This window comes from Saccharopolyspora shandongensis, from assembly GCF_900106995.1.
GTDB lineage: Bacteria > Actinomycetota > Actinomycetes > Mycobacteriales > Pseudonocardiaceae > Saccharopolyspora > Saccharopolyspora shandongensis.
This window is the reverse complement of record NZ_FNOK01000035.1, coordinates 60,738-83,607: the sequence shown is the minus strand read 5'-3', so window position 1 is coordinate 83,607 and position 22,870 is coordinate 60,738. Positions and strand designations below refer to the sequence as shown.

Annotated in this window: 1 protein-coding gene (running past one end of the window); it reads left to right on the top strand. The window is 68.0% G+C overall.

Annotated elements, in window-relative coordinates; genetic code table 11:
• Positions 1–3: 3 nt before the first annotated feature.
• A protein-coding gene (locus BLW84_RS29705) for a scabin-related ADP-ribosyltransferase (protein WP_093271903.1) crosses the window boundary here: on the top strand, positions 4–22,870 show its 5' portion. Its footprint extends 12,584 nt past the window's final position; 22,867 of the gene's 35,451 nt are visible here — the first part of the coding sequence; it begins with the start codon at positions 4–6; its stop codon lies off the right edge, out of view.

Here is a 22,870-nt window from a genome sequence, read left to right as displayed (position 1 = left end):
TTCATGGCGATCATGGTGCCCGAGGCGGTCGGGAACCTCTTCCTGGTCCTGACCGGCGAGAAGTGGCCGCAGATCAACGAGGACCAGCTGCTGGTCCTCGCGCAGGCGTGGCGGAACGCGTCCAGCCGGATGCGCAACGACCTCCGTCCGGAGGTCGTCCGCGCCGTCGCCAAGATCCGCAGCGAGTTCCGCGGGAAGGCCGCGATGCGGTTCGCCGACCGGATGGCACCACTGGTCGAGTCGCCCGGCTACCTCGACGACGTGATGGAGGGGTTCGAGGGCACGGCCGACTTCCTCCAGCAGATATCGGTCCAGACCGAGTACGTCAAGCTCGTCACGATCCTCTCGCTGATCGAGCTGCTCGTCGAGATGGCCTGGGCGATCGCCATGTCGGGGCCGACCTTCGGCGGCAGCATGGCCTGGCTCGCGGCCCGGTTCGCGATCGTCCGGTTCCTGCTGAAGCGGCTCTGGGGCCGGCTGCTCCTGCGAATCCTCCAGGCCCAGCTCTTCGGCATCGCCTTCCAGGTGGCGATCGACGCGGTGGCGCAGGGCATCCAGATGGCCAAGGGCAGCCGGCACCAGTGGGACACCAAGGCCACCGTGCAGGCGGTCGGTGTCGGCGCCATGGGCGGCTTGCTCTCGCTGCCCCTGTCCGCGCTGGGCGGACTGCTGGGCAACATGCTGAGCAAGGGCCTCGTCAAGGTGCTCGGCAACGACGTCGACAAGAAGATCCTCAAGGCCGCGGCGGAGGCGGCGGCGAAGAAGTACGCCGCCGAACTGCCGAAGCTCCCGCCGCTGGCGAAGCTGGCGGCCCAGATCACCGACCACATGGAGACCCACGTCGGCCGCGACCTCGGCGCGCACGGCATGGGCAACCTCGCCGGCATGTCGCTGAAGGGCATGTGGGCGCACAAGTTCGGCAAGGGGCTCGCCGAAGTCATCGAGGAAGGTCTGCACGAGTTCCTCACCGAGGGCACCTACAGCGCGGCGATCGGCCAGGGCTTCCAGGCCAACGGGTTCTCGTTCACCGCGGGCCTGAGCGCCGGGCTGGCCTCGAACCTGGGGAGCGTCATCGGCGCCGGGATCCACGGGAACCTCAAGCCGCCGCAGGGCGAAAACCCCTTCCTGGCCGAGAAGAACGGACCGACCGGAGGCGGGAAGCCCGGAGGGCCGGGGAGCGACGCGTCGTCGATCGGGTCGGGATCCGGCGCCGGCGGGAGCACGACGACCGGCAACGGCGGGAGCACCCCGCCCAGCAACGGCGATGCGCCGGGAACCGGGCCGGGATCGAACCCGTCGGTATCCACGCCCGAGTCGTCGGTCCCGGCGGGTGGAAACAACGGGAACACGAACCTCGGCAACACCGATCCCGCTACTGGACAACAGGTTTCGGCCTCAGCCGGGGGGAACTCGGCGTCGTCGCAGCAGGGACCCGCCGGTGCGCAGGGCGGGAACGACAACGCCTCCCAAGCCTCGGCTTCGACGAACTCCGGCTCGACGAACACGAACGCGTCGACCTCGGCGAGCAACTCGCAGGCCGGACCGTCCGGTGCGAATGCGAACCAGGCCACCACCGGTTTCGAGTCGCAGTCCGACATCGCCGGGCAGTCGCAAACCCAGTCGCAAAGCCCGTCGCAGGACCACGGCGCCGGTGACACGTCGACGACCACCCTGTCGCCGACCGGACAAGACCAGAGATCTGGTTCCGCGACTCACTCGGAGTCCACTGCGGACGATCAATCTTCGGTCAATGGTGTTTCGGCACAGCAACTTCCGGTCGGCTCCCAGGCCGGTGCTGTTTCGCAGCAGCCAGGAGCGACCGGAACCGGCCCGCAATCCGGCGGCACGACGTCCACTCCGGCCGCGGGCAACACGAACGCGGGTTCCAACACGTCGTCGACCACGTCGTCCGCCACGGCTGCGCAGTCCTCGACGGCGTCCGCGCAGAGCGGCCAGGCGAAGCCGCAGGACGCGACTACCTCCTCGACGGCGACCGGAAAGACGGGTTCGGCCCGGCCTGCGGACGTCCAGGTGACTGCGACGACGAAGACCCCCTCTGCCCCGGTGCCGCAGACGACCCAGGCCCCGGAGAAGGCCGAGGCGGTAGCCCACGCCGGCTCGCCCGTGGCGAAGCCCAAGACGAACCAGGAAAGTCCGCAGAACGAGAAGGCCGAATCCCAACTGCCGGTGGACGAGCTACCCGATACGGCGGAGTCGGCAGACGCGCTCGATCTGGTGTTGGACGAGGTCGAGCGGGAGACGCAGTCGCCCGACCGAGAGAGCATTGCCGATTCGGGCTACGAGTCAGGGCCGGAAGACCGAAGCGGTCGTGACACCTCTGCCGACGCGTCCTTGATCCCCGGGTATGAAGATTCCCGTGCGCTCCTGCGGAAGAAGGCCGCCAAAGCTCGCAACAGCCTTGCCAAGCTCGGCGAGGACGAACACCGCGAGGTCACCGCCAAGGCTCGGTCGATCACCAACGGCGAGAGCAACTGGCCGACCTACATCGGCGAGCCCACCGTCGAACAAGCCGCGCACTTGGAACTGCTCAACGACATCGCCACCCTCGTCGCCCAGAGCCTGCGCAGCAATGGCGACGAAGGTGCCGCGCGCGAACTCGCGCACGATCTCGCGGATCAACACGGTGTCCGGCGGACTCGCGGCCTGCTCGGCGGGACACCGTCCGATCTCGAGGTGGCCGACGAGCGGCAGGCCGTGGCCGGTCCGTCGAACTGGGCTGGTTCGTACGACTCGGCCGCGTGGCCGGGGGAGTTCGAGTTCGCCGCGAACCGGGCGTCGATCGCGCGGCAGCTGGGGGTATCCGCTGGACGGCTTACCAGGCTGGCCGCGGAACCGGAAGTTCAACAGGCGGTTCGGGAGAGGGCGGCCGCGGGCCTGGACCGCAGGGACGCGTGGACGGATGTGCTTCGTTCCAGGCTGGTCGACTCCACCATGTCGGACAGGGGCATTCCGGAGAACCTCACCGGCCCCGACCGCTCTCTCACCGGCCTCGCCAGTTGGGTCATGGACCCCGGTTCGTCTGTCCCGGGGCTGGCGGAGGACGTGGACGCTCCGCACGAGGATCCTCAGCCTTCTGACGACGCACCGATGCATGCCGAGGCACCGTCGCAGTCGTCCCCAGAGCCGAGCGGTGAACCTGTTATCGGGGATGAGACAACGGTTGCGCCGAGTGATGCGGTGGCGGAGACGCCCGAGCAGACTGTGATCGAGGTCGATGCCCAGAAGCTCGAGCTGCTTCGTCGGATTCCGGGCTTTGACGAAGCGACGCTGGCCGCGTTGGTGCAGGAGTTCGTGCCGAATGGCCGGTTCGGCGCCGATGACCTCGCGGATCTGAACCTGTTCACCCGCGATCTGGGGCGGTATCTCAAGCAGGCGGGTATCGAGGACGTCGCGCGGCTTCGGGACGTCGACGCCGAGGCGCGGTCGAACCTCGGTGACGTGCTGGATTCGGCGATCGGCTGGATGAGAGGTTGGCAGGATCCCGAAGAGGCCGCAAGGCGGGTCGTCGAGGGCTTCACGACGACTGCTGAGGACGGCGACTTCTTCCGGAGTCTTTGGACCGACAGCCAGCTCGGAGCCATGGGTTTTGCGGCGATGCCGTTCTTGGCCGAGCACAACCTGATCGACTACATGCTCGATGGTGGCGCGTCCACCATGGAAATTCTGGCGGCGTACCAAGCCGCCTCACGTGCTCTGGGTGAGGAGGTCTTCCGCAACATCCACCCGCCGTTCCCGCATCGCCAGGCCGCGACGATGTTGGTCGAAGCCTTGGCCAACAACGGCTTGCGCCGGCTCCCGAGGGCGCCGGAGAGCGTGACGGTCGTCCGCGCGGCCAATTCGATGGACTGGTTGGTCTTCGCGAGGCGCGGCAAGGAGATGCGTCTGCCTGAAGCGGTCTTCGCGTCGCCGAACGATGCCGCCGGCACGGTGGAGTTCCGGCCTGCGGCCGTCTCGGGGTTGAGCTCGGCCAGGCTCCTGCCGGACGGCGGGATCGGTTTCCCCGCAGGCACCCGGTTCCGGGTTATTTCGAAAAACGACGACGGAGCCGTGCTCGAGGAAGTCCCTACCGAGAGCGCGGCGAACGTTCCGGAAACGTCGCAGCACCCGCCAGACCAGGACCATGCCCAACAGCCGGACGGCACAACGAGCCCGGTGGTGCAATCCGAAGAAGACCCGTTCGCCCTGCCCGACACCGTGTTCAACGACGGCACGGAGGTGCACGTCGACGAGACCACGTTCGCCCCTCGGTATGGAGCACCGATCTTCCGCCGCGGCGTGCCGATCGGCTACTTCTTGCGTGCTGCCACGGGAAACCAGGTACTGCTCGTCGACCGGCTGGGTGCGGCCCACCTCGGCACCTGGCGCGGCGAGATCGACGGGCGTGCGATGCTCGTCTTCCAGCACTGGGGCGAGAACGGGAACTACTACTTCCGGCGCCTGGAGTACGAAATGGCGACCGGCGAGGTCGATCTGACCCACGGCAACGTCCAGGCCTTCGATCCGGGCACTCGTGATCCGGCAAGCGGATTTCCCGGCTCCGTCCGGTCGGCGATCACACTGGACGAGGACCGTCCCCGGCGTGTTGGCAACGTCCACCTGTCCTATGCGACCTGGGAGCGATGGAACCCGCCGGGCCTGCAGAACGGGCAGATCGTGCAGCACAGCTCGGACGGACGGTGGCTCCGCACCGCTAGTTCGGACGGCACGGTCGAGATCGTCGCTCTCGGTGTCCGGGAAGACATCAACGTCAAGGCGAAGGTATTCGGCGACGAGTACTTCTGGTCTGGACCGGACAGCCTGGTCCGGACGCGGATCGGGGAAATGCACCCGATCGATCCTGGTATCACCGGATTCTCGGAGTATCCGTGGCTGGGCAACCAGCCGCCGACCGCGGTAGTCCCTGCCCCTGTCGCGAACATCGTGCCGCGGCCACTGGTGATCGACGAACCGATGTTCGTCTACCGCGTCGACAAGCGGTCGCCCGACCAGGTCCTCAGCGACAAGCGGGGCACCGACGGTGGCGATGTGGACTGGCGGCCGGGCCTTCCCCCGCGAAACCCGGGGAACCAGGCGGAGGACGGTCACAACGTCTCGCTGGTGGAGTACGTGGAGAAGAACACGGACTCGATGTTCGTGAGCACGACGCGCAGTCCGTACTTTCGCAAGCAGGGCGGGGCGCCGTGGCAGTACTGGATGTTCGCGCCGGGTGGGATCTCGGTGAACCACACGCTCGGTCCCGCGACGACGATGCACCGCGAACGGGAGATCGCCTTCGCCGGTGGTATCGGAGAACAGTTCATCATCGGTGTCAGGTACGTAGGAGACGCCGAGATCACCGCGGGCGGTGTGACTTACCAGCCGGGCGATTTCGTGTTGAACTCGAACGCTTTCGCCGGGCTGCCGGACTACCCGCCGAAGGCGGCCTCGGAGCTGATCGCGGCGGAAGTCCAGAGCTACATCCAGCAGCGCACGTTGGACGGGGAGACCAGCGTCGTCGACCAGGCACGGCTGGCGTCGTTCAACGAACCGATCGAGCGTGCGCTGAGAAGCGGAAGCACAACGGAATTCAACCTGGTGCTGGCGCAGCTGCGGGCCGCGATCGCTGGTAACGACAGCGCCGCCGCCGATCCGTCAATGCGGCCCGACTCGGGCGAGACCGACGACGACGCGTGGCCGAGCTCGCAGCAGGGCACACCAGATGAGACCGGAACCCAGTCGCCTGTCCCAAGCACGGACGAGCAGGCGCAGTCCGACGACGACACGAGCTCCGAGTCCGACGATGAGTCTGATTTTCTTCGGGGCACGGACGAGCACGGTGGCGTTGTCTTCTTCAAGCCGAGTTTCGTCCAGGTGCGGACGCTGACCGATAGCAACAACGAGGCGGTTGGTGTCACCTTCTTCTCCGACGCGGACCAGGTCGAGAACATTCAGACCTGGGCTGAGGTCGGTGGCGGGACCCTTGAGAGCGACCACTTCTTCACCTATCCCCTGTCCTTCGACAACTTCCGCAATCAGCTGAGTGCGCTGCAGCAGCTTGAGGATCTCGCGGGGTTCGAGATCTCGGTTCCTTGGGAAGGTCTTCCCGAAACCCCGTTCATCGTGAATGCGCACGCCGATCCTGGGTCCATGGCTGTCACGTTGTTCGACGGCAGGCAAGTGTCGGTCGACGGTGCGACCTTCGCGGAGATCCTCGTGAGGTCGGCAGCCTTCGCCCTGGCGTACCCGACGTCGGGACCCGGCTCCTACCTGCTGGTGGCGTGCGATTCCGGTCAGCTAGCGGAGCGGGGCGGTGGTGCTTACGACTTCCAGCAGGCCCTCGTGAGGCTCGGGCGCGGTGGCGTCGTGTTCGCCGCCACCCAGGTGGTCGGCACGGATGTCGTCATTGAACCCCAGAGAGCCGCCCACCTGCCGCCCCGTCCGTACACGGTGGTCCCGAACCGGGGATGGTGGAACGCATTCGGCGCCCAGGAAACGTCGGCTACCGGAGATACCGATGCGGGAAACGATGATCCGTCCGAGAGACCGCCTGATGAGAGCGGGCACGCCGAAGACTCGGATGTGCAAGGGAATGACACAAGCGATCAGGGAAGCCACAGCGGTCGCGACACACTCGCTGCTGAATCTGCCGACGAGACGTCATCGAGCGCGCAGCAGGCCGCAGAGGACCCGGCGGACGAATCCGGCCTCGACTCCGATGGCTTCACGGGCACGGACCGGGCTGGTCGGCAGATCTCGTTCACGGCGGGGCAGGTTCAGGCGCGGACGCTGACCAACAGCGACGACGAGGTGGTCGGCGTCATCTTCCGGACCGGTGAGGACGCCGACGACGGGCAGGCTTGGGCCGAGGCGGGTGGCGGCACCGTCGGGGTCGATCACCTCTACCGGTATCCGGAGTCCCTCGACGACTTCATCGATGACCTCTTCGAGCAGGATCTGGATTCTCTTGCGAAGTACGAGGATTCGGTTCCTTGGGCGCGCATTCCCAAGTCTCCGTTCGTCGTCAGCGCGCATGCCGATCCGAGGTCCATGCTCGTGACGCTTCTCGACGGCAGGGAGGTGTCGGTCGACGGTGCGACCTTCGCGGGGATCCTTCTGCGGACAGCGCCTTTCGTCCAGGCGCACCCGACATCGGGCCCCGGTTCCTACCTGTTGGTCGCCTGCGCCGCCGGCCTGATCGCTGGGCCGGGCGGTGCAGCTTTCGACTTCCAGCAGGCCCTCTCGAACCTTGGGCGCGACGGCGGCGTGTTCGCAGCTACCGAGGTCATCGGTACGGGCGTCGACCCTAGAGATGAGAGCCAACCGCCCAAGTCCTTCACGGTGCTCCCGTACGGGGCACGGTGGAACGAATTCGGAGCCTCCGAGTCGCCGGTTGTGGAGGAAGCAGGGGACCTGCATCCCGCAGGTCCGGACTCGCAGGAGCATGACGCGAACGACCGGTCGAGCAACGAGTCGGATGACGAGTCCGGCCGTGATACGGCTACCGGGCTGGAAGCCGACGTTGCTGCGGAGACGTCGGCGATCCCCGGGTACGAACGGTCCCGAGCGGATTTGGCGCACGAGGTCGACTCCGCCCGCAAGCGGCTCGGCAAGGTGGCCGAGGGCAAGTTCGACGGGCTCACCACCCGGGCTCAGCAGATCACCGTCGGTGCGACCGGCTGGCCGCTCTACATCGGCGAGCCCACTCCTGCGCAAGCCGCGCGAATGGCGTTGATCAACGATATCGTCGCTCTGGTCACCGACAGCCTGCACACGAGTGGCGAGGACGCTGCCACCAACCGAGCCCGCGCTCTTGCCGCGGAGCATGGTCTCCAGGGCCACCACGGTCTTCCCGGCGGGACGAAGCCCGACACCGAGGTGTTGGAGCTGGCACCCGTGGGATCGAGCAGTGCGGCAGCAGTCGTGGTCGAGACGTCGGTCGTGGTGGACGATGAGGCATCGCACAAGATCGAGCTGGAGGCCATCGACCACCGCGTCGACGCGCCGTTGCCCGCCGAACTCGTGCGCGACGGCGTGGTTTCGCAGCAGTCGAGGTTGTTGCCCAGCGCAGGTGTGTGGTCGCCCGCCGAGGCCGGCGACCAGCTGGTCGGCAGCATCCTGGCGGACCTGGGCCTGACATCCGATCAGCAGACCGAGCTGCGGGCGCAGTTGGTCGGCTACGCGCGTGCCCGGGGCGAGGCCGGGCTGTTGCAGACCCTGTCCAACGGCAGGACGTTCCAGGTCACGACCGCTGACGGGCCCAAGAGCCTGTTCCTGCGGTTCGACCGGACCGAGGTCACGCCGGTGGAACTCGACCAGGCAACTCTGCAGAACACGCCGGTTCAGCGCAGCAAGCAGGAGACCGCGCCACGGCAGCACTCCAGCAGCGGTCTCTCTCGTTCTGGCGGTTTCACGGCCATCGCCGGTTTCTTCCACGTGGCGGCGAGCGCGCCCCTGCTCCACCTGCGGGTCCTTCCGTTCGTCAGCGCGAGCGGCAGCCGGTCCAGCACGTCGGCGGACAAGCGCTGGGCGGTGCGGGAGCACACCGCCAAGCTGGGGGCGCGCGACAAGGTCTTCGACGTGAAGTTCCAGGTGCGTTGGCAGCTGGGGGACCAGTCGGGGAGTGCCCGTTTCGCTCCGGCGGTCCGGCTCGCCTATCCCGCCACGATGTTGGCGCAGACCGGGGCCGTCCCGGACCTGCCGCTGCCCCAAGCCGTGTCCACATCGGACGAATCAGGTGCCGAGGCCACCGAGCGGCAACTGCCGTCGCTGCCGCACGAGGTGCAGCAGCTGATCGCCAACGTCGAGACCTACACCAATGTCGGCGGTTTGCAGCGCAACATCCTGGACGGCCTGCCGGAATGGGTGCGCAAGCACGCCGGGCTGAGCCGTGACATCTCCTCCAGCGTCGACGCGGCGCTGCTGGAGGAGGAGACCGCCGAGGGCCTGGTGAACGGCGTTGGCATCACTCACCGAGCGGTGAATCCGAAACTGCTGTCCCGGCCTGGCCGAGGTTGGTCCAACGTGCCCGAGGTCAGCGTGCTCGTCGAGTCGAAGCTGAAGGGCTTCGAGCGCGTCGGCGATATTCGCGAGGATGTAGGCACCGGCGAGATCTGGCGGACGACGAAGAGCGGTCGGCTCGCCAAGAACGTGAGCTCCGGCGTCGAAGGCGGGCTGCGGGCGCGTTGGCTTCCGAAGGTCGGAACCGGGAGCGTGGACGGGAACCAGGGAATTCCCGTGCGCCTCGGCCCGGAGGGGCAGATCTCGGCCAAGTCCAAGCGCCAGGAGGGCTACGAGGAAAGCGCCGGTGGCAGCAAGAAGGACAAGTCGATCGAGCACGAAGGCGCCCAGCGGTACCGGCTCGACGTGTCGCTCGCCGCTGAGATCACCGCGCGCCAGGGCGGACGGAAGCAACCCGAAGCGGTGCACGTGGAGCCGAGCGACGGCGCCGTGTACGTATGGGTCCGCCGGAGCGACATGGCCGCCTTCGAAGCCGCGCTGAAGCACGCGCTGGATGCGGAGAGCCCACCGCTGGTTCCCTTCCGCCCGCGCGAGGGCAGCCTGGACACCGACGTGCGGGAGCAGGTGAAGGCCGTTCTCGACGGCGACGGCATGTTCACCTCCCTGGACCGGATGCGCGGCGAGATCGAGCTTCGCGACACCGCCAGGCAGCACATCCGCGAGCGGCTGACCGCCGCCGGAGTCGATTTGTCCGAGGTGGACTGGGCCGGCGTGGACAAGCAGCTCGGCGGCTTGGCCCCGCACAGGCTGCTGAACCGCCTCGACGCGATCTCGGGCCGCGACCCCCGGCCGTACCGGTTCGTGGTCGGGGCCGGTGGCCGGACGTTCACCTTCGCGATCGAGGCCGAACTCGGCGACGTGACGGCTCGCGACCAGTTGGCCAACGACGTGAGCTTCAGCGCGACCCGGTCGCGCAGCACCGGCTGGCAGACCCGCCTCAGCGGCGCCTTCGGCCGGGGTGCGCGGGCGAGTTTCTGGGCCCGCACGACCGCCCGGGCCACCGGTTACGGCGCGAGCACCTATCTCGGCGGGGTCGTCGGCGTGGGTGGCCGGCGCGAGGACAGCGCCTCCGACGGGTCTGGGGGGAACGCCGACTCCGCGACGCGGTTGAAGTACTCCGGCAAGGCGGATCTGGTCTCCCGAGCGGTCGATTTCCGGTTGAGCGTCACCGAGACCGCGCCGAAGTCCTGGAGCGATGCCCTGCCCGATGCGCTGCTGCGTCGGCTGCGGGAGGGCCAGCCACGACCTGCCGAATTCACGGTTCAGGCCGAGGTCCAGTACCGGGTCGCGCGATTCCTGCTCGACGGAGCGGGGCCCGGGCAGTGGCGGCCCGCGGAGCCGGTCCAGGTCGACGGACGCGCGTTCGACGAGGACGCCTCGGTGGACATGCGGGATGCGGCGGTCGTGTCGGTCGCGGATGTTTTCGAGGAGGTCAACAAGGCGTTCCGGGAAGTACAGGTCTCGGCTGCTCGCTCGGCCAAGGACGGGCGGTACGAGCGGGCGCGGCTGCGGGCGGTCAACGCGTTCGACAGCGCGATCGACACGGTGAGCAGCCTTCCCGGCAAGATCGGCAATCGCAGCCTGCCCGAGCAGGACGGCGTCCCGGCCGGCGAAGGCGGGCAGGCGCCGGGTCGGCGCGACCACGGACCGAAGTTCGTCATGGATCTGGACCCGGAGTGGTGGCAGACCCGCCTGGCCGGGATGTTCCACGGCACCCAGGTCCTGGACCGAGGCGGCCGCAAGGGCACCCTGTTCGACCGGATGCAGCGCGGCGGCATCGAGATGCGGGTGCACAACGAGCGCCGGGTGAGCACGGTGGAGGGCCGTGCGGAGTGGGAGAACACCACCACGTCCGGCGCCTCGGTATCGCATGGTCTTGGCAAGGGCGTCTCGGGCGAGGCGACGGCGCAGTTCCTCTACGGCGTCGGCGACGCGTCGCTCGGTGTCGGTGCGCAGTCATCGTCTGGGCACGACGACTCCCTCACCGCATCGACGAAGGTGAGCACCTCCCGGAAGACGAACCTGGCGCTGTACACCGGGGATCTGGTGGTGTGGGTCCGGGCTGACGCGTGGCAGCAGTTCCTGGGGCAGCCGAACCGGAAGTGGGCTGCGATCAGCCCGTACCCGAACGGCGCCAGCAGCGAGTTCGTCGAGCTGGTCATCCGCGATGGCGTGCGGTACGTCCGCCCGGACACGGGTCCCGCCGGGACGCGGGACAGCTCCGGCCCACCGGTGTCCAGCGAGCGACTCCCCGACGACCTGCCGCTGGTGACCGACCTGGGGCAAGGGCTGGACAAGAACGTCGCGGTGACCGGCTTCACCGTCGACCAGCAGCGCACCCCCGGCTCGCAGCGGCTGTCCGACCGGGCCATCCAGGCGCTCGCGCACGCCGCTCCGGAGCTGTTCCCCGGCTGGGATCCCCGATCCGGCGAGCCCGCACCGCTGTTCGACGCCACCCGGATGTTGCGCCAGCTCGACAGCGAGGCGAACCTCCGCCAGGTGCTCAACGGCGGATGGCGCCGAAACCTGTTCCGCGCTCAGTGGTTCGGCACGAACTACTACACCTTCACCGTCCGGGCCAAGCAGGCCCCGGGGCCGGTCGAACGCCTCCACCAGCAGGACGGTGGCCCGACCTCCGGGTATGTGGAGGTGACCGGCTCACGCGGCGTCGGCCAGAACAGCTCCCGCAGCGCGGGCGTGGCATTCGGCTTCGGCACGACGCCGGAGGTGCCCGGTTCGGGCACCCGGCTGCCGGACGACATGGCGCAGATACCGGGCGGATGGGGGGCGAGGTCCACCGAAGGCGGCATCTCGCAGTCCAACGAGACCAGCGACTACCGGCAAGACCGCACCGAGATCGGCCAACAGGCGTCGGTGCGTGCACCCGTGGAGCTGGAGTTCGTGGTGCACAAGCACAAGGTGCCGCCGTTGCTGCTGTCCACGATCACCGAGGGCGGGTTCGGGCCGTCCGCCTACCTGTACCCAGGCCGGCGCGAGATCACCATTCCGCCGGAGCTCAAGACCGTGCGCGGCACGGTCGATATGACCACGCCGGAGCACCTGCTCGAGCAGCACCTCGAGAACACCGGTCTGGGCCCCCAGCGCGAGATCACCGAAGCTGCGCGCACCGCCCAGTCGTTCCAGCTCGCCAAGGCGCGCCGCGACGAGCCGCTGGTCACCGGCGTTGTGGAGGCCATCGCAGCGGCCCGGAGCAATCCCGGCCTGGTGCGCCGCTGGTTCGGGCCCGGCACGCCCAACCGGGCGAAGCTAGAGGAGCTGTTCTCGCCGGAAATGCTGGTGGCCAACCTGGGCGGCGGTCGGCACCTGCTCGGCGAGGACGGCTACACCACTGAGTTCCAGATCCAGGACCGCTTCCTGTCGACCGACTACAAGGTGCAGATCCGTCCCCGGCTGGCCGATCCGCGTTTCCAGCACGAGTGGACCGCGAGCGGACATCGGGAAGCGCACGGCCAGAACCGTTCCGAGAGCAATGCGGAGGTCCACGACCGCAGCGGCAACATGGGCATGGGCTTCGGGGTCCTCAGCGGCAATGCCTCCGCCTACGGAAGCAACGAGGCCGGGATGGGGCATGGCGACTCCATGTCCGGGGGCATGTCCAACACCACGCAGCGGGAGCACTACACCGAGACCGGGGAAGTGACGTGGCGCCGCTACAGCGCGACCACGAAGTTCGACGTGGTGATCAGCTCCAAGCGGCGCTTCTCCTCCGAATGGTCGGAACACCGGCTGGTCGGCGAGAACGCGCTGACCGGATTGAGGGTGGAATTCGACGTCAAGCAGGAGGAGGCGGCGCCCTTCGACGCTGCCGCCTTGGCGGTTGTCTTCGAGTTTGAAGAGACTGTCGTGCCGGACGTTGCGGAAATTGTCTTCGAGGACGTGCCCGAGGTCGAAGAGATGGTTGTGCGGGACGTTCCCGAAGCTGTCTTGGAGCAGCCTGTTTTCGAGTTTGAAGAGATGGTTGTGCGGGACGTTCCTGAAACTGTCTTGGAGCAGCCTGTCTTCGAGTTTGAAGAGACCGTCGTGCCGGACGTTCCGGAAGCTGTCTTGGAGGACGTGCCCGAGGTCGAAGAGACGGTCATGCGGGACGATCCTGAAACTGTCTTGGAGCCTGTGTACGAGGTCGACGAGACAGTTCTACGTGAAGACCCGCAGCCGGCGGAACTGCTGCGGGACGGGGTGATCTCGCAGCATTCGCGCCTGCTGCCGAGCGAAGGCGTCTGGTCGGGAACCCGCGACGATCACGGGGTCGAGCACGACCTGATCGAGAACCTCGTCCGCAACTTGCCCTTGGACCAGGCGCAGCAGCAGGAGTTGCGGGAGCAGCTGACCGCGTATGGACGGCTGCGCGGCGAGGCGGGTCTGCTGCAGGCGCTCTCCGGTGGCAGGACGTTCCGCATCACGACGCCTGACGGGCCCAAGGATGCCGTGCTGCGGATGGAGCAGACGGGTGTCCAGCTGGTGCAGATGAGCACCGAAGAGCTGCAGAGGCTCGCCACTGGAAGCACGAAACTGGAGACGAGTCCGAGGGAGCTGTCCAGCCGGACGCTCACCCGCAAGGCCAACGTCGCCGCTGTCTCCGGCTTCCTCGGCGACCTGATCAAGGACGTCGCGGGCATCGCGCTCAACCTGCGGGCGCTGCTCTACATCGGTGTGGGCGATGGCCGTTCCACCACGATGAGCGGCAAGCGCTGGGTGGTGCGGGAGCGCACTGCGAAGCTCGGCTCGCAGAACCAGGTGTTCGACGTGAACTTCCAGTTGAACTGGAAGTTGGGCGAGGACTCGCAGACCGTCGCATTCGACCCGACGGTGCGGCTGGCGTACCCGAAATCGCTGCTCGAAACGCCGAAAGCCGAAAGAGCCGAGCGCTTCGAGTCCCCCAACCCGGTCGCGATGCCGATCGAGGCCCAGCAGCTGATCGCGAACGTGGACACCTACGCCAACGTCGGCGACCTGCAGCACCAGATCATGACCAGCCTGCCGGACTGGGTGCGGCAGGACTCCACGCTGAACGGCAACCTCTCGACCAGCATCGATGCCACCGCACTGGTCGAGGAGACCGCTGAAGGCCTGGTGCACGGCATCGGCATCACCAAGCGGACAGTCTTCCCGGACGCCCTGACCCGACCCGGTGCGGACTGGTCGAAGCACCCCGAAGTCAAGGTGAGGATCAAGCCGCTGCTGAAGGGCTTCGAACGGGTCGGCAGCGGAATCGTCGACATCGCGACCGGTGAGATCTGGCGCGCCTCCAACGAAGACCAACTGGTCAAGAGCACGGTTTCCGGCAACGACTTCGGGGTCCGGCTGAGGCTGCTCGCCGACCCGCCGAAGTCGGAAGCGGACGGGAACCAGCCGTCGCTGCAGGCCGGTCCGCTGGTGCAGACCGGGATCGCCGCCACGCGCGAGGACTCCTACGCGATCCGGTCGGGCGCCACGACCAAGGACAAGTCGGTCGAGCGGGAGGGCGCGCGGCGGTACCGGCTCGATCTGTCCTTCGGCGCGGAGTACCGCGCGCGTCCTGGCGCACGGGGGATGTCGGATCCGGTGGCGGTGACGCCCAGCGATGGGGCCGCGTATGTCTGGGTCCGGGAGGCGGATGCCGAGGAGTTCGAGGCGGTGCTGAAGCACGCCTTGGACCCGGAGAACCAGCCGCGGGCCGGGCTGAGCGGGCCACGCGGACGCGCAGTGAGCGGTGCGGAGCGGAGGAGGGCGCAGGCCGTCCTCGACGGTGATGGCACGTTCACGTCGCTGGTCAGGTTGCGCGGGGCCGCTCAGCTCCTCGTGGAGGCCGGCCGGCACATCCGCAAGCGCCTCGCGAGCGCCGGCATCGACGAGTCCACAGTGGATTGGGCGGAGGTGGACCGGCAGCTCGGTGCCGGACTCGGCCCGCACGCGCTGGAGAACCGGTTCGATGTGATCAAGGGCCGGGCGGCCCAGCCGCACCGCGTCGAGGTCAGGGCCGGCGGCCGCACGTTCGCCTTCGAGGTCAGCGGCGCCCTGGGCGAGGTGACGCACCGCCAGGGCCTGGACAAGGACGCGAGCTTCCACGCGACGCGGCTGCGCAACACGGGGCGGCGGGCCGGCTTGAAGGGCGCGTTCGGCTGGAACGCGCAGGTGGCCGTCGGGCTGCGCAGGAAGGTCCGGGAGGATGGGTACGGCGCGAAGGTCTACGTCGGAGGCGTCGTAGGCGGAGGCGCCCGGGGCGACCGGTCGGTCTCCAGCGGATTCGGGGTGTCGGCCGCCACCGGGTCCCGGCTGAAGTACTCCGGGAAGGCGGATCTGGTCTCCCGCGCGTTCGAGCTGGAGATGAAGGTCACCGAGACCCGCGACCGGAGCCTCAGGCGCGGCTTGTCGCGCTCGGTGGGCGGATTCGGGCCGACGCGGATCGTGTTCCCGGCCCACGTCGAGTACCGCGTTGCGCGATTCTTGCTCGACGAGACCGGAGACAACGGCTGGAACCCGGGGCCGCCGCAGCGGCAGGACGTGCACGAGTTCGACGAGGCCCGCCGTGTCGACATGCGGGACTCTGTGGTCGTGTCGGTGGCCGACGGCTACCAGGTGGTCAACGAAGCGTTCCGCGATGTGCAGACCTCGGCCGTGCTGGCGGCCAAGGACGGCAGGTACGAACGCGGCCGGGTGCGGGTGGTCGACGCGTTCGACGCGGTGACGCACGCCGTCGTCGGCGGTTTCGACAAGGCGCGAGCGGCGGTCGGGCAAGCCACCGCACCGGACGAGGCGTCCGACCGGCAGCCGCAGGACGCGCCCGCCCGCAAGTGCAGCCACGATCCGAAGTTCGTGATGGACCTCGACCCGGAGTGGTGGCGGACTCGGGTGGCGGGGATGTTCCGCGGGATCCAGGTCCTGGACGAAGGTGGCCGCGAAGGAACCTTCTTCGACCGGATGCAGCGCGGCGGCTTCGAGATGCGCGTGTACAACGAGCGTGCGCTCGGTCCCGTCGCGGGCGACGCGCGGTGGGAGAACGTCACCAAGTCCGAGGTGTTGGTGTCGCACGGGCGCGGCTCCGGCCTTTCGGGTGAGCTGAGCGGACAGGTCCTCGCCGGCGTGGGTGATGCCAGGCTCGGTTTCGCCGCACGGCTTTCGGGCAGCGACGAGGATTCGCTGACCGGCGCGACGAAGACCGCCGCGTCCCGCAAGGCGAACCTGACGATGTACTCCGCGGACCTGGTGGTGCGGGTCCGGGCCGATGCGTGGCAGCACTTCCTGGGTCAGCCGAACCGCAAGTGGGAGGCGATCAGCCCGTACCCGAACGGTACGAGCAGCCGGTTCATCGATGTCGTCATCCGTGATGGCGTGCGGTACGTCCGGTCCGACACGAGTGCGGCAGGCTCGCTGGACACCGGCGCGCCGGTGTCCAGCAAGCGGCTCCCGGATGACCTGCCGCTGCTGACCGATCTGGGCCGCGGCCTGGACAAGGGCGTCACGGTGACCGGCTTCAACCTCGATCCGCGGCAGGCAGGCCCTGGCACGCTGTCGGAGTGGGCTGCCCGCGCGGTGGCGCACGCGGCGCCTGAGCTGTTCCCCGGTTGGAAGCCCGAATCCGGCGAACCCGCCCCGCTGAGCGACGTCATGGAGGCGCTGCTGCAGCTGGACGACGAGGCGAGCATCCGCCATATCCTCAACGGAGGCTGGGACGAGACGGTCCACCGTGGACAGTGGTTCGGCAAGAACCACTACACCATCAGCGTTCGTGCCAAGCAGGCTCCCGGGTCGGCCGAACACCTCCAGTACGGCGACACCAGGGCGTCGGGCTACTCCGAGGCCACCGGTACCCGGGCGCTGGGGGCCGGTAGCTCCCGCGGGGTCGGGTTGGGTGCCGGTGTCTCCGTCGGGTCCGTCGTTCCGGGCAAGACCAGCAGCCTGCAGGAGAACCAGGCGTTGCTGCCGGGCGCGTCGCTGGGCTGGTCGAAGGACGAGGGCAGCCGGCAGTCCACCGAGACCGGCAGCTACCGCCAGGACCGGCTGGATTCCGATGCCCGGGCGGCGGTGCGTGCCCCGGTCGAGCTGGAGATCACCGTCCACAAGCACAAGGTGCCGCCGCTGCTGCTGTCCACCATCACGGAGGGCAGGGCCGGGTCGTACGCCTACCGCCATCCGGACCGGCGCGCGGTCGGCATCCCGCCGAACCTCAGGAGGCTGTCCGGCTCGGTCGACCTGGCAGTTCCCGAGTTCCTGCTGCGCCAGCGGCCCGACACGAGCGATGCCGGCACACGCCGCGACATCACCGAGACCGCCCGCACCACCCCGTCGCTGCAACTCGCCAAGGCCCTCCGCGATGACCGGCTGACGACGAGCCTGGTGGAGGCCATCGGCGCGGCCCGGGGCAACGAGGACCTGGTGCGCCGCTGGTTCGGGCCGGGTACCCACAACCGCGCCAAGATCGACGCGCTCTTCTCGCCGGACAGTCTGATGGGCAACCTGGGCTTCCGGCGGCGGATGCTCGGCGAGGACGGCTACACGACCGAGTTCATCGTCACGGACCGGTTCATGTCCGCCAAGTACGAAGTGCAGGTGCGCGCCCGGCTGACGGACCCGAGGTTCCGGGAGGCGTGGACCGGGAAGGTCCACCAGACCAAGGACGGCGAGAACCGCACCGAAGCCAACAGCGACACCCACGACCGAGGCGGCAACGCCGGATTGGGCATCGCGCAGCTGGACCAGGCGGCGCACAGCTACTCGGGGCCCGACAGCGCGGGCCAGTTCGGCGATGCCACGTCCCACGGCATGTCGAACACGACGACGCTGGAGAACTCCACCAAGACCAAGAACGTCACCTGGCGCCGCTACAGCGCGGTCCCGGAGTACGACATCGTCATCCGATCCAAGCTGAGCTTCCTGCCTGGCTGGGCGGAGCACAGCCTGGAAGGCGCGAACGCGCTGGTCGGGATGCCGGTCGAGTTCGACGTGAGGTCGTCGGACGCGCAACCCTTCGAGAACCCCGTCGTCGGCGACCCGCCCCGCTCGCCGGCTCCGTGGCTGCCGGCATCGGTCACCGAGGGAGCCGGCTTCGTCTCCCTGCCGGGGGACGAACCGGTTTCGGCCGCCAACGTGTGGAACCTGGTCGGCCGCCGCGCACGGCACATCGTGCTGCTCTCCACCGAGGCACCTCGGAACCAGCCGCTCGATTTCACCGAGACGACGCCCTCGAAGCTGGCGCAAGAGCTGGGCGAGGACGTCGTGGCACTGGTCGAAAGAGGCGGGGGGCGCAAGCAGTGGCGGATGTTCCCCGCTGACGGGTCACGCCCTCGACGGGTGGACGCGGTGCCCGCCCTGCCCGAGGTGTCGGAACACGCCTCGAATGCCATCGCATCCACCAGCAGGGAAAGCCTGAACGCGACCGGCGCCGAGAGATCACTCCAGATGGCGCTCCAACAGCTGTACTCCGCATGGGAGAGCGGCGCCGCGCAATCCGAAATCGGAGCCCTTGATGCCGCCGTCGCCGAGATGGCCGTCTTCGTCGGGTACGAGAAGTCCCACATGCAGTTGGCGGAAGAGGTCGAAGCCGCCCGCAAGAGGCTCGGGAAGCTATCAACCGGCCGCCACGCCGAGATCACGACCGACGCCGGCAAGATCACCAAGGAAGAGTCCAAGTGGCCCACCTACATCGGTCAACCCACCGGCGAGCAAGCCGCGCGGATGGCGCTGATCGACGAAATCGCCGTTCTCGTCGCCGATAGGTTGCGCGTTGACGGCGACGAGAACGCGGCCCGCGAACTCGCACGTGCTCTCGCCGCCGAACACCGCGTCCGACGGACTGATGGATTGCTCGGCGGAGCTCCGCTCACCTCCGAGGTGGCGGAGGACGACAACGTCGGTCCGTCCAGCTGGGCTGGTCCGTCCGGTTCGGGTGCGCGACCGAGCTCGCCGGGACAACAGCAGACCGAGGTGGTGCGGGAGGACTCCGGGCAGCCGGAGGAGTTCCAGTTCGTCGATGTCCGGGATCTGATCGCACAGGAGCTCGGTGTCCTCGCGGACCGGCTGGCCGAGCTGTCCCAGGAACTGGAAGTCCAGCAGGCGGTGGACACGATGGTGGCCGCCGGCCTGGACCCGCGGAGCGCGTTGACGAAGGCGCTCGGCGCCCGGCTCGCGGCTCGCGGCCTGTCGGGCATGGGTGTACCGCAAGAGCTCGGCGGCCCCGATCGTTCCCTCACGGGCCTGGCTAAGTGGTTCGCGGAATCGCCCGCCGCGAACCTATCGGAGGCAACCGGTTCGGTGCCGTCGCAGCCTGTCACGGAGTCGAGCGGCGGACCGGTTGTCGTGGCCGAGCCGCCGCTCGTGCCGAGTGACGCGGCGTCGGAGGTGTCCGAGCAGGCCGCGATCGAGATCGACACCTTCGTCCAGGAGCTGGAGCAGCTTCGCGAGTATGCGGGCCTGCCCAAGTCGCTCGATCGAAACTCGGTCGAGGTTGCGCTGTCGACCGTCGCCGAGCAGCTGGGGGTAGCACCGCAGGACGTGTTCCAGGTCGTCGAACTGGCCGGCGTCCACCCGAGCTTCCTGCTATTGGTCCCGCCCGAGGCGATCCGATCGATGGCGGGCGGCTCGCAGCAGTCCGAATCCGGCCTGGAGAACGCGGTCGACGCGGTGTCCTACGCGAAGATCCACTACGAGCCGTTCTCCCGCGAATCGGTGTTCCTCTCCGACATCCCGCTCGGGGACCACGCGAGATCCGCCGAAGGCCGGGAGCGGCTGGCGGAGCTGTTCGACCTTGCCGGGGACCAAGGATCTCTGCTGGCACAGGAGTGGTTCCAGGTGGAGGACGTGCTGCAGGTGATGCGGGCCGCGGACGCTCCCGCGGGTTCCCCTCGGATGCGCGATCTCTTCAGGTGGTTCCAGGCGCTCGAAGGCATTCCGGCCGAACTCTCTGAGGTGGCGGAAAGCGTCGGATCGGCACCGGCCGCGCTCGCGATGCTGGGCGAGCGCCTGGGCGTCGGACCAGGTGACGCCGCACTGCTCGCCCCGGAATTGTCGCAGGGACGGGGGTTCGACGAGATCGCGGAAGACCTTTCCTCGATCGCGGGTGTGCAAACGGGGCCGCAGTTCACGCAGCTGGTGTCGATGCTGGCGCGGCATGGCATCGATTTCACGAGCTGGCGCGAGTTCGCTACCTTCGCCGACGACAATGGGGCGCAGGGCGCGCTGCTGACGTTGGAGGGTACCCAACATCTGACCGAACTGACGCGCGACTGGAAGGAACGGCTGGCCCGTACCGAGCACGCACTCGACATTTCCGGCGACGACGTGGCGACCGAGCAAGACGTGCCCGAGCGCACTGACTACCCGGTCGAGAGCAACGGTGCGGAGAACGACTTCGATCCCGGTGACGGCGACGATCAGCGTCTGTTCGACCACGACGACCTTTTCGACCTGATCTCGAACGGCCGCGCCGCGGTGTTCGACGAGACCGCCCCGGTGATCGCCGAGGACGCATTCGGCCTCGTGCCCGCCAATGCCCTGGAATCGCTGCAGCAAGAGGACGTGGACCAGTTCGCGACCGGACTCCAGCGCGTCGTGCAGTCCGATCCACTGAGGACATTCCGCAACGGCGAGGAGATCGGCTACTTCCACCGCTCTGACGACGGCGGCCAGGTGCTGTTCGTCGACCGGACCGGAGCGGTCCACCTCGGCTTCGTGACCAGTGAAGACCCGGAGAGCGTGACGCTCGGGTTCAGGCACTGGAACGTGAACAGCCGGTACTCCAGGCAACTGAAGTTCGTCAAGGGAACAGGCGAAGTCAGCCTGATCGAGAACGATGTCCAGGCTGCCCACCCGGAAACCGGCGAGGTGGAGCCGGAGCAGCCGTCGCCGATCCAGTTGGACGAGGGAGTGTCGAACGGGAACGACCACCTGCCCCACGCGGTCGGGGAACGTTGGCTGTCGCCGATCGTGGAAGTCGGCTGGGTCACCCAGCGGAGCGAGGACGGCCAGTGGCTCCGCACCGCCTACGTGGATGGCATGGTTCACGTCGCCGCGATCGGCGTTCCGGATGCCATCAACGTCACGGCGGAGGTGGACAACGGCGGATACCGCTGGTCTGCGACGAACTTCGTTGCCAGGACCAAGATCGGAGCACTGCGCCCGGTCGAGGCGGGAATCGCCGGACTGTTGCGGCACGAGTGGTCGAGCAACGATGGTCAGCCACCGGCGGCTGTCGTCGAGGTGGGCGTTGAGAGCATCGTTCCGCGCCCGTTGGTGGTCAACGAGCCGTTGTTCGTCTTCCGTGCCGACCTCAACCCTCCGGAGATGATCTTCAACGGCACCGACGGCGCCACCGGAGGCGGGCTGTCGGGCTTCTTGCCGAGGAACCCCGGGAACGAAGCTGAGATCGGTGATCACAACGTCTCGCTGGTCGAGTACGTGGACCAGAACGTGAACGCGATGTTCGTGAGCACGTCGCTCAGCTCGTACTTCGGCAACGTCGGCGGCCACAAGTGGCGGTACTGGATCTTCGCGCCGGGTGGCATCTCGGTGAACGACACGCTCGGCCCCGCGACGAACAACCAGCACGAGCGCGAGATCGCCTTCGCAGGCGGTATCGACAAGAAGTTCATCATCGGTGCCGAATACCTCGGCTCGGAGGTCACGGTCGGCGATGTGACCTACAGGCGCGGCGACTTCGTGTTCAACACGGGTGTCTTCGACGGGCTGCCGGATTACCCGGCGCAGGCGGCCCAGGCATTGATCGCGGGGGAAGTGCAGCGCCACATCCACCAGCAGAAGAACGAGGGCCGGCCCGCAGTCGTCGACCAAGCACGGTTGGCGTCGTTCAACGAGCCGATCGAGCACGCGCTGGAAAGCGGCGACGCGGAAGCGTTCAACAGCGTGCTGGCCGGCTTGCGGGCCGCGATCGCCCGCCACGACAGCAATGCATTCAACGTCGGTGGGGCCGAACAGTCCGGTGCGCAGCTGGAGTCGACCGATGCCATTGCGGACGGTTACGAGCTGGCGCAGGCCGTTGCCGAGCCGAGCGGCGCACCGGTCGTCGGCGACGAGATGCCGGTCGCGTCGTCCGACGATTCGGTGTCACTGGTGTCCGAGCAGCACGCGCTCGAGGTCGACTCGCGGAAGCTGGAGCTGCTTCGCGGCATTCCCGGTTTCGACGAGGTGACGCTGACTGCGTTGGCGCAGCCGGGTGTGTCGGGTGGTCGCTTCGGTGCGGAGGATCTTGCGGATCTGTACCTGTTCGCTGGGGGCCTGGAGCAGTACCTCAAGAAGACGGGCATCAAGGACGCCGAGCTCGGTGACGTGCTGGATTCGGCGATCAGCTGGATGAGGAGCTGGCAGGACCCCGGGGAGGCGGCGAGGCGGGTCGTCGAGGGGTTCACGGCGACGGATGCGGACGGCGAGTTCTACCGGAGTCTTTGGCACAACGACGAGCTCATGCGCGTGGTACTCGCGACGATGCCGTTCCTGTTCGAGCGCAACATGTCCGACGTCATGGATGGCGACCTCGGCGGTGTGGAGGTCTTGGCAGCGTTGCAGGCGGCGTCAGGGGCCCTGAACCACATCCTCGCGGCCATGCATGATCGGTCGGCGAAGATGTTGGTCGAAGCCTTGGTGAACAACGGTTTGCGTCGCTTCCCGGTGGCTGATAGCGGGGTGCGTGCGACGGCTGACCATTCGATGGGGTGGTTGGTCAACGCACAGCCTGGCGAGGAGTTCAGCCTGACCGCTGCGGCCTTCGCGTCGCTGAACGCCAACGCCGGCGGAGTGGTCCTCCTGCCTGCGGCCGATGCGCAGTGGGATTCGGCGCGCCTCCTGCCGCAGGACAGGATCGGTTATCCTGCGGGCAGCCGGTTCCGGGTGGTCTCGAACGACG